This window comes from Bacillus sp. JS (genome assembly GCF_000259365.1).
Lineage (GTDB): Bacteria > Bacillota > Bacilli > Bacillales > Bacillaceae > Bacillus > Bacillus stercoris.
Genome location: NC_017743.1, coordinates 761,820 through 773,445, shown reverse-complemented (window position 1 = coordinate 773,445; position 11,626 = coordinate 761,820). Strand labels below are relative to the sequence as shown.

General features: G+C 44.9%; 4 protein-coding genes. All 4 read right to left on the bottom strand.

Going from position 1 to position 11,626, the window contains the following annotated elements; genetic code table 11:
• Positions 1–8: 8 nt before the first annotated feature.
• From MY9_RS03900 to MY9_RS03885, 4 genes are read right to left on the bottom strand one after another with little or no spacing between them, the layout of a single operon-like run.
• A complete protein-coding gene (locus MY9_RS03900; protein ID WP_014663086.1) occupies positions 9–9,107 on the bottom strand; it encodes a hybrid non-ribosomal peptide synthetase/type I polyketide synthase in 9,099 nt (3,032 codons plus the stop codon).
• A gap of 21 nt (positions 9,108–9,128) precedes the next feature.
• A complete protein-coding gene (locus tag MY9_RS03895; RefSeq protein WP_014663085.1) occupies positions 9,129–10,271 on the bottom strand; it encodes an acyl-CoA dehydrogenase family protein in 1,143 nt (380 codons plus the stop codon).
• Complete coding sequence (locus MY9_RS03890; RefSeq protein ID WP_003240117.1) at positions 10,258–10,527, bottom strand: acyl carrier protein; 270 nt, start codon at positions 10,525–10,527, stop codon at positions 10,258–10,260. The genes MY9_RS03895 and MY9_RS03890 overlap by 14 nt, the downstream gene beginning before the upstream one ends.
• 25 nt (positions 10,528–10,552) lie before the next feature.
• Positions 10,553–11,614, bottom strand: a complete 1,062-nt coding sequence (locus MY9_RS03885) for an HAD-IIIC family phosphatase (RefSeq protein ID WP_014663084.1) — start codon at positions 11,612–11,614, stop codon at positions 10,553–10,555.
• Positions 11,615–11,626 lie beyond the last annotated feature (12 nt).

The window sequence follows — 11,626 nt, the reverse complement described above, 5'->3', positions numbered from 1 at the left end:
TATTTCTGCTAGATTTTCAGATCGTCTAGTTCCAGCAACGATACCTTTTCTAAATCATTGATGCCTGAAGTCAGGTCAATATCCTTGAGAGCAGTTTGCTTACAATCAATTACGGCTGACAGCACCTTTTTAATCCCTTTCGCAATGCCTTCAATCGTTTCTCTTGTAAACAGCTCAGTGCTGTATTCAATGACAGAAGATAAACCGTTTTCGTCTTCTGAAGCGATCCAAAGCAAATCAAACCGGGAAACCGCTGTTTCATATTCATAGTCGGTTAGTGTGATCCCGTCTACCTCTAAAGAAGGCTGGCTTAGATTTTGCAGAGCAAAAACGGTATCAAAAATATGATTCCTATTTAACGTCCTATCTAACTTCAAGTCTTGAACCATATGTTCATACTGATAATCTTGATGATCAAAGTCATCAATCACCAGCTGCTTGACATGGTGCAGAAATTGAGTGAACGTCATCTCTTTTTCCGGATAAAACCGAAGCGGAAGCATGTTAACGAAGATACCGATGATCCGCTGCAGCTCCTCCTGCCTTCTCCCCGCAACCGGAACGCCGACTACAATGTCGGACTGTCCAGTGAGCTTGTGCAGCAGGACTTGATAGATTGATAAAAGTCCCATAAACAGCGTGGCGTCTTCATCGGCCATAATGGCTTTAAACGCCTCAAGCTCTTTTTTGCTTACATCAAAACGATAATGGGCGCCGGCAAAGCTTTTGACATCAGGTCTCCGGTAATCAGCCGGCAGCTGAAGCTCACGGAAGCCGTCAAGCCGTTTCAGCCAATATGTTTTCACCTCATTCAGGTCATCAGACTGAAGCATCTGATTCTGCCATTCTGAGAAATCTTTATATTGCAGTTCAAGCGGTGCAAGCTCTTTGCCGTCATATAGATCCATAAACTCGCTGACCAAGATGTCCTGAGATAGACCGTCAGAAATAATATGGTGCATATCGAGCATCAGAATATACTCGTTTTCAGAGTTCTTCATCACACCAGCTCTCATCAAGGGTGCCTGATCAAGCTGGAACGGCTTTAAAAAGCTGCTGATGACTTCTTGTTCTTTTTCGTTTTGCCCTTCCTGGCCTGCCAAATGGGATAGGTCAAAAAAGTCTGCATGAAATTCCGCATGCTCAGCTATGCACTGCATAGGAACACCGTCTATTGCTTTAAAGGATGTTCTTAAACTCTCATGACGATGAATCAATTGCCGGAACGCATTCTCCAGCCTTTGCATATCAAGCTTTCCTGCAATCCGGCCGGCAGTGAACTCATTGTAACCAGTGCTTGTTTGATCTAACTGCTGAACAAGATAAAGCCGTTTTTGCGCTGAGGACAGCGGATAATAATCCTGTTTTTCAGCTTTTTCTATCTTTCTGTAAATCTTCTTGTCGGCTTGGCTGATAAATTCGGCCATCTGCCTGATCGTCGGAATGTTAAAGAAATCCGGCAGCGCAATTTCCACATTGAACGCTTGATGAAGAATGGAAATGAAAGTAATCGCCTTTAAAGAATCACCGCCCATCTCAAAGAAATCATCGTCTATGCCGATTTGATCAATTTTGAAAAATGACTGCCAATGAACAAGAAGTTCTTTCTCCATTTCAGTTATTGGTTCAACATATTCAGCGGTAAGCTCTGGCCGCCCATACAGCGAAACGTCCTCTTCTTGCTGTTCATCGCTAGGCTGGTGCAGACGATTCACATATTTTTGTATCCTCTCCTGTAGATCCGTGGCAGACACGACAATCTGATCCATATGATCAAATGTGAAAATTCTCTCGAAAACCTCTCTGCCCTCATGCGCACGAATCAGGGTATTTTCTAAATCCCCTCCGACTGGAATATCCGGTTTTTTGCCGTCTTCAAATTCCCAGCCGTCTAAATTTAGGGCTGTCCACTGAACAGGATGCTGCGCATTATGTTGATATACAAAGGCATCAACAAAATGGTTAACTGCAGTATAGGCGGTAAATCCAAGTCCTCCCAATATCGGAGACAAGGACGAAATCAAAAAGCAGAAATCAAGCGGCCGATCGTCCAACACTTTTTCTAATACCGCAACGCCTGTCATTTTTGCTTGAATGTGAGCATTCGAAAAACTTCTATCCGTTTGCTCCATCATCCTAAATGATTGTTCGCCTGTTATTCCAGCTGCATAAATTACGCCATGTATGGAGCCGTACTTATGTTCAGCCGCATGAACCAGTTCAGACATATCCGCTTCACGGCTTGCATCCGCAGCAACAGCAATAACTTCCGCGCCTGTTTGTTCTATCTCATATATTGATTTTATTTTTTTAACAGTTGGATCATCCTCAGCATGCGTGCTGATTAAGGACTCCCATTCACTCCGCGGCGGAAGGCCGGAACGGCTTGTCAGAATAAGCTTTCCTTTTGTTTTCTCAGCAATGGTTTTTGCAGCATGTAAACCGATGAAGCCCAGCCCGCCAATCAGAATATATACGCCTCCGGGACGAAGGTGCCCTTGCGATGATTCTGCAGGCAATGCTTTGTGAATAAAATTCCTGGTGTACCTTTTATTATTTCTGTAAACCGTTAGGAGATTGCCTGATTCGGTCAGCAGCTCAGATCTGATGAGTCCCAGCAGCTTGTCTTCTTTCCAGGAATCTTCTTTCTGCCTGTCTATATCAATCACTCGATAGCGAAGGAACGGTGTTTCCTGAGATATGACCATACTCGGCCCCAGATGTACGGCTTTCTCTGGATATAACGTTTCTTCTCCGCCAAGCTGATACGTAAGGGACGATAACACAAAGATCGAAATTTCCTGGTTTGTTCCTTTCTTTTTCAATGCTTGCCCTAAGTAAAGCAACGAGTAATAGGATTCGTTTTGGATCTGCTCAATCCACTCGGCAGCAGCGGTTTCATTCTTCTCTGCCAGCCCCCAGAGGTGCAAAATCCGGCTGTACTGAATCTTTTCCTTCTCCAACACTTCAAAGAGACGGCAGTAATCTTCCGCAGAGTCTGGGCGAAGTGTGTACACTCCTTTTTCAACCTGCTGAAAGTTATGGCCTTTTTTAACGATGACACAAGAAGCACAGGCAGATTGCAGCCCCTGAATAAGCTTATGTGAAAAATCGCCATCCTCCATGAAAACAAGCAAACGTTGTTCCGCCGCTTCAATCTCTCGGGAAATCGGCAGGATTTCTTTTTCCCATTGCGGCAGATAAAACCACTCCTGAAGCGGGAGCTTTCCTCCGGAATGTTTATTGCCTTTTCCGCTGGCAGTATGCTTCCGTTTGGGCCAAAAGGATTCCTTTTCAAAAGGATATTGCGGCATTGTAATTTTTTCAGGATTTCTGCCCTCATGCAGCCCGCGCCAATCAATGACTGCGCCATACATCCACAGCGTGCCAATTCTGCTGAGTAAAAATTGGACATCCGACATATTCTGCCTGCTGTGTTTCAGCACATTGCAAACATGCTGGCACATCTCATCGTTAATCGATCTCTTCACAAGCACACTTAAATCTTGTCCCGGGCCGATTTCGATAAAAATAGCATGCTTCTGCTTCGTTAACACGCCAATCCCCTCAGCAAAACGAACAGTCTCAGTCATGTGCCGCTTCCAATAGTCATAGTCCGCAGCTTCTTCATCCGCTATCCAGTCTCCCGTTAAATTCGAGAAGAAGGGAACACCCGGTTTTTGATAAGAAATGTTCTTAGCCATGTTTCCAAATCGTTCAGCGGCGGAAGCCATGACGTGCGAGTGGGCAGCAATTGAGCCTTTTACTCTCATGCAAAGCACTTTTTTTGCTTTTAACTGTTCTTCAAACGCTGAAATGTCAGACTCAAGCCCCGACACAATGCAAGAAGCGTCATTCACAACAGCCAATGAAATGCAATCGGGGAGAATCGCTTTCAGTTCTTCCTCTGGCATTGGCACGCTTAACATGATGCCTGACGGCGCTTCGTGCATCGCTTGTCCACGCAAGCTGATCAGCTTGATGGCATCACTGAGCGTAAACACTCCCGATACCGCGGCAGCCGTTAGTTCACCAAAGCTGTAGCCGATCATAGCCCATGGCCGCAGCCCCCACTTCATCAATAAAAGTGACAGCGCATATTCCAGCATAAAAATAGCCGGCTGGGCATATTTCGTCTCTTGAAGCTTTATCGCGGCAGCTTCTTCATCCTGCTGATCAGGGTATAGAATATTCTCAAGCCTCTCACCAGTCGCTTCATAGAATTCTTGAAAACAGTGATCCATCGTCTCTTTGAAAAACGGCTCCTCCGTGTATAAATCCCTGCCCATGTTCACGTATTGACTGCCTTGGCCTGTGAACATGAAGATCAATTTTTTCTCCTTTTTTTCCTGAATCCGCGACATTCGACTGAGTCCTCTGTCCTTTTTCTCGGAAAGCAGGCGGATGACATCCTGCCTGTCCTTTGCCACAAACATTTGCCTATAATCAAAGTGCTGTCTTCCGGCCTGAAGTGTATAGGCGGCGTCTGCTGCATTAAGTTCAGAGTTCCTTTCCATGTGTTCAAGCAAAAGGTCTTTCGTTTTCTCTAAAGCATTCATCGTTTTTGCTGAAAGAGGAAACAGCTGATACGAACGCGAATGTTTTTCACGTTCACTGACAGGCGCTTCCTCCAGAATCACATGGGCATTTGTGCCGCCCATACCGAATGAGCTCACGCCTGCACGTCTCGGGTCATTTGTTTTCTTCCACGTCCGGAGCGTGTCATTGACAAGGAAAGGACTGTTTTCAAAATCAATATTCGGATTTGCTTCTTTAAAATGAAGACTAGGCACAAGTTGTTGATGCTTCAAAGATAGAACTGTTTTAATGAGACCCGCCGCGCCTGCAGCAGCATCAAGGTGTCCGATATTCGTTTTTACGGAACCAATCCGGCAAAACGCGGTTTTATTCGTTTGAAATGCTTTAGTTAAGGCCTCAATTTCAATTGGATCTCCGAGAGCCGTGCCTGTCCCGTGGGTTTCCACATAGCTGATGGTTTCCGGCTCAATCTCCGCGTCAGCAATCGCCTCTCTTATAACCTCTGTCTGGCCTTCCACACTCGGCGCATTAAAGCCTACCTTTTGGTCACCGTCATTGTTGACCGCAGATCCTTTTACAACCGCGTATATCCTATCGCCGTCAGCCAACGCGCGGCTCAACGATTTCACTGCGACAAATCCGACTCCGTCGCCTCCTACAGTGCCTTTCGCGTCTTTATCAAAGGCTCGGCAATGGCCGTCTGGCGATTTCACCATATTCTCTTGATAGATGTAGCCTGACTTAACCGGGTGGAGAATGGACACACCTCCTGCGAGAGCGATATCGGATTCTCCATTCAGCACTGATTTGCAAGCCAAATGCAGCGCGACCAAGGAGGTTGAACAAGCGGTCTGCAAGGTAATGGCTGGACCTTTCAGATTAAGTTTATGAGCAACCCGCGTGCTGATTGTATAGGTATCATTTAAAGAGCCGATTTCAAACAGCTCTGACATCCTGCCGTCTAATGAGTCAGCGAAATGCTGGAGCCATTGAAAATTTGAGGTTGTTCCTGTAAACAAACCGATTTTCCCTTCATATTCAGCTGAAACACACCCTGCGTCCTCCAGCGTTTTCCATACATACTCATGAAGAAGGCGGATTTGCGGGTCCATGACCTCTGCCTGCCCCGGTGAATAGCCAAAGAAAGAGGCATCAAATAAATCAGGGCCGTCGATGATTCCTTTCGCCCTTACATAATCACTTCTCATAAATGTTTGTTCATCAATGCCCGCCGCAAACAGCTCTTCATCAGTGAAAAAAGAGATAGATTCCTTGCCGTTTTTCAGATTATGCCAAAATTCATCTATGTTTTTAGCACCGGGGAAACGCCCGGCCATCCCGATGATGGCGATGCTGTCATTTGAAGGAGCCTTCCTTTTTGATATGAATGATGCTTTCTTTTTTGATTGCCCTTCATCCTGGCCTGATAAGAATTCAGCAAGCAACTGAACTGTTGGACGGCGGAACATCTCAACCATAGGAATACTTTTTCCCGTTTCCTTAGAAAGCTGCTGATTAACTTGGATCAAATGCAGGGAAGTGCCGCCGATTTCAAAAAATTTATCGTGAACATTGATGCTGTCTTGACCAAGTACACGTTTCCAAACCTCCAGCACCATCTTTTCTGTTTCAGAAGCTGGGGCCTCCATAAGCACCTTCCGTTTTGTCTCTGCGGCAAGCTCGGGCAGTGCTTTTTTATCCAGTTTTCCATTAGCCGTCAGCGGCATCTCATCCATCACAATAAATCGGGATGGAATCATATATTCCGGCAAATGACGGCGCAGGTATTCACGCAGCTGCTTTTCATCAATCGTCTCATCAGTGAAAAGATAAGCAGCCAGGCACGGTGTCTGGGACGCGTCCTTCTTCACGACAGCCGCCGCCCCTTTGATCCGTCCGTACCGGCAGAGCCAATGTTCAATCTCCCCGCTCTCAATCCGATAGCCCCTAAGTTTGATTTGGTCATCATTTCTGCCTAAAAATTGAATGGTTCCATCTGGTAAAAAGCGGGCTGCGTCTCCTGTTTTATACATTTTTTCTCCGGGCTTAAAAGGATGTGCCACAAATCGCTCTGCCGTCAGTTCCTTCCGGCCTAAGTAGCCTTCTGCTACTCCTTTTCCGGCAATATAGAGTTCTCCCGCTGCTCCTCGGGGCAGCAGATTCATATGTGAATCAAGAATGTATATATCAGTATGTGCTGCAGGCCGGCCGATCGGCACATACAGATCCTTATCCATTTCAGATGAGTAGCGGTGAATCATGCAGCCGACTACCGTTTCCGTCGGTCCGTATTCGTTAAAAATTTCAATTTTCCCATCGAAGTTTTGTTCAATTTTCGCCGCAAGGGAGGTTTCTAATTGCTCTCCCCCCAGTATCAGGCACTCCATGACACTGTCCTGAAACGGCATCTCAGAAATGAAATGAAGATGGGACGGCGTTAACTTCATAACGTGGGCCCGATTATCTTTCAGTATTTGTTCCACAAGAAGCTGCTTGTTTTTATCCTGGTACACAATAATTGCGTTTCCGGTTATAAGCGGGGTAAAGATAGAAGTTACTGTTAAATCAAAAGATAAAGACGTATAAAGGGCAAAATCTCTTTTATGGCCTCTTACATATTGCTCGGCGGCCCAGGAAACATAATTTTCAAGACCCAGATGCTTAACAAGCACCCCTTTTGGCCTGCCTGTTGTTCCAGAGGTATATATGCAATACGCAATGTCTTGCGGACCGTATTGTTTCACCAGATTGCTGTCGTTTCCTTGATAAAGGTTCTGATCGGTAATATCTATTTTCACACCGTCGTACGAGTAAACCAGCCCATCGATATCCTCTGTCAGCAGCAGGTTTATCCCGCTGTCCTGAAGAAGATATTCAATTCTTTGCGGCGGATAATCGGGATCAACCGGAACATAAGCGCCGCCCGCTTTTAATACAGCGAGACAAGCGATCACCATTTCAATTGAATGTTCTGTTAAAATACCGACTCTTTGTGCAGGTCTGACTCCCTGACCTTCTAAAAAACGGGCGAGCTGATTCACTTTTTTATTTAATTGATCATAGGTCAGGGACTCCGAGCGAAACTCCACAGCAAGAGCGTCCGGCGTCTTTGCTGTCTGCCGCTCAAACAAATCAATAACAGTCTGATGTCCGTTGCCGGTCATACCTTTATAGTTGCAAAACTCTTCAAGCTGATAATGCACTTCATCTTCGGAAAGCATATTCAAGCGGTGCACAGATCTGTCTGCCGGATTGTCAATCACTTCCGATAACAGGTTGAGAAAATGATCCCCAAGCTGCTTCACTTGAAGAGCAGACATAGCATCAGGATTGTAGATAAAAGAAAAATGAATATGTTCATCAAAAGCTTGTACACTCAATGTCAAATCAAACTCAGTTTGCTCAAACATGTCATATTGTTCGATTGAAAGAGGAAGACTGTTTGACTTAAGCATTTGATCAAGCGGATAATTTTCAATCACGACAATCGTGTCAAATAATGACTGCTCAGCCGTCAGACCCGCATATGTTTTTAGATCAGACAGCGGTGTATGTTCATATTCACTTCTTTTGGCAATCTGCTCATGCGCAAGCTGAATCACATCTAAAGGCGTGGATTGAGGCGCAAAGCGAAGACGAAGCGGAATGGTGTTAATAAACAGCCCCGTCATTTGTTCTATTCCCGGTACATCCGCGCTTCTTCCTGAAACGGTTGTCCCGAACACCACTTCTTCTTGATCAGAATACTTCTTTAGCAGCAGCCCCCACACACTATATAAAATGGAAGCAAGCGTAACTTGCCGTTCAGCAGCGAGTGAGCGCAGAGCCTTTCCTGCTGAAACCGGAAGCTGTATCTCATGTTTAGAAAAAATAGCATTTCGCTTCCCTGGCCTTTCTGTATTCGGCAGTAATTGCACAGGCTCCCAGTCTTTCAATAACCCTTTCCAAAATGACGCCTGGCTGTCTTTTGTTTTACGCTGCTGTTCCTGCTGCCATTTCACAAATCCTTGATATGACGGTTTTTGAGAAACAACAGGTGTTTGACCCATGGATAACGCTTGATATGACTCCATCCACTCTTTGAGGACAATCCCCATGCTCCAGCCGTCCATCAAGATATGATGAAAGCTGATCATCATCCAGATCCCGTTTTCTTCTGTTTGATAAAGTGTGACACGAAAAGGGACTTCCTGAAGCTGAAACGGCTCTTTCCGATCACGGGCCGCAAGCTCCTCCTTCAGCTTATCCTGAGAAATCCCTTTCTCGAACGGGATGCTCTGATAACGGATATCTATATTATGATGCTTTAATATCACTTGAATTGGCTTAGCTGTTTCCTTCCACCTAAACACCGTCCGCAGCATTTCATTTTGCTGAACCGTTTGCTGCCATGCTTTTTCAAAAAGATCACGTGCTGGTTCACTCTCTAGTTTTATCAGCATTTGTTCAAAATAGGCATTGCCTTCCGGCTCCATTAAATGATGAAAAAGCAGACCTTCCTGAATGGTTGTCAGTCCGAGAATGTTGGCTATGTTATTTTTATCTATTTTCTTCATTTGCTCACTCACAGAATCCTCTCCATCCTCTGCCTATATATGTTTGACAAAATATCGTCTCAATCCATAATTCGCTATAACTTGCTGCTGAATTTGAGATGTTCCTTCAATGATCTCCAATACTTTGGCTTCTCTGTACAGGCGGGCTGCTGAATGATCTCTGCTGAAGCCGCTTCCTCCGTGGATTTGCACATTTGAATTGGTAATCTCAACAGCAACCTTTGAAGTGAAATATTTCGCGACAGACGTTTCCGTCACGGCCTCTGGATCTTGTTTCATCCGCATTTCGCCGGCTTTCATGCATAAGGCGCGGGCCGCATGCAGCTGTGTTACGGCATCACCGATCATTCCTTTAATCATTTGATGTTTGTAGAGCTTCTCTCCGAATTGGCTTCTCTTCCGTGAGTATGTGACTAAAGAATCGACGGCTTCCTGTGCAATCGCCAATCCGGCCCATGCCACACTGTATCTGCCATGATCCAAAGCCAAGTTAACGATGTAATTAAAACCGCCCCCGATTGGCCCTAATATTTGGTCATCAGAAACCTCGACGCCGTCAAACTCTATTTCCGCAAGATAAGAAGCTCTATTGGCCATCATGCCTTCCATTTTTTTTACCGTTACTCCGCTCTGGCGGCTGTCTACAATAAAGGCTGTAACCACTTCTCCATCCCGGGCTATAACCAGAAAAAAGTCAGCAATGGCGCCAAAGGAAATCCATTTTTTTCTGCCGTTGATGACATAGCTGCTTCCGTTTTTTGCATACGATGTTTCAATGTGGTTTGCGTCTGAACCAATGTTTGGTTCAGACAATGCAAACGCTCCGATTTTCTCTCCTTTTCCGATAGGGACAAGCCATTCTTCTTTTTGGCGCTCTGTACCGTACCGCAGCAGAGATTCACCGACTAACGAATTTACAGTCAAAAGGGTTCGAATATTACAGCACGCTTTTCCTGCTTGTTCAGTAAACAAACCGTACTCGACAGGGTTCAATCCCAATCCGTGATAAACTTCCGGAATCCCCGCAGCAAAATAAGATTTGCTCCCTAACTCTTTTATTAATTCTGCCGGGATGCATTCCTTCTCATCAAACTCGCCTGCAAAAGGTCTGATTTTTTCATCGCAGTAACCCCGGAAATCTTGAATGATGTCGGCTTTCATCTCAGCTGTTTTCATTAGCAAGCGCTCCGTTCTGTTTCTTTTCAATTAGGCTGACGATTCGGTTTACTGTGCTGAAGTTGGCAATATCTAAATCTTCGTTATCAAGCTGAAACCCAAAGTTTTGCTCAAGAAATGTTACAAGCTTCATCGCAAATAAAGAATTTACAAATCCCATTTCAAAAATGTGATCATCATTGGTTAATTCGATTTCATCGTCAAAGACCACCAAATTTTGTTCAATATATTCTCTAATTTGTTCATGAAGATTCATCTATTTGCTCTCCCCGCTATTTAGATTAATTGCTGCTTCCCGCAACAGGTGATTGGCTGAATTCCGTTTTGACCTCGACATACGCAGGATACGGCTGAATCTGGCTCAGGTCATTTTCAAATAGAATGTAGCCGTCCGGGCCCTTCGTATGTTCTTTGAAATTGGCAAATTTATAGGTGATATACATGACTCTGTTGCGATCTGTTTGTTTAAAATCGGCAAACAGTTTTTTCCCTTTTTGTTTCGCTTCATTTAAAATAGCTGTCAGTAATATGGTACCGACACCGCGGGACATAACCCGGCATGACATTAAAAGAAGATTAATATGCCATTCATCTCCCTTTTCTTCTATTAAAGAGAGTCCGATCTTTCCATAAGAGCCGTACTTGTCCTCAAGTTCGCAGACTAGCAGCATATGAGAGTCTGATTCTCGGAAATAATTTAATTCCTGATAATCGTATGTTTTTCCGCTTGCATTCAGCTGATTTGTACGCACCGTAAGCTCTTCTGCCCGCTGCAAGTCGCTTTCTTGCGCATGGCTGATCGTAAACTTCATATTCAGAGTGGCAAGAAATTGTTCGGACGGTCCTTCAAACTGCTCTTCATCCTCTTTTCTGCGATCATCCTCCAGATACATCTGCCGGCGTCTTTTGGCATCCTCTGTTACGAATGCAGGCTTCAGCAACGGGTCGACGATTAGATCCTTATACCGAACGGCATCCCAGCACGAAATCTCCGGATGGGCATTTTTCACTTCTTCCCTTTCAAACGCTTGGTCGTCAATAAAGAGAAGCGTATCCTTATGAATATTGAGGTTTTTGCTGATTTTTTCCAAAGAGACCGATTTGGCATTCCAGCTGATTTCCGGATATAAAAAGAAATGGTCTATTCCAAATTCCTTTAATTTTTCCATAGCAGCAGCTTCGTCATTTCTGCTGGCGACAGACAGCAATATGCCGCGTTCATCAAGCTCAGTCAGAATCTCTTTGATATGTTCCTTCAGCTTTACATCATCTGATTCAAGCAGAATACCATCCCATAGCGTATGATCTAAATCCCAGACAACACACTTAACTCCCTTTTTCAATGGCCTGCCCCT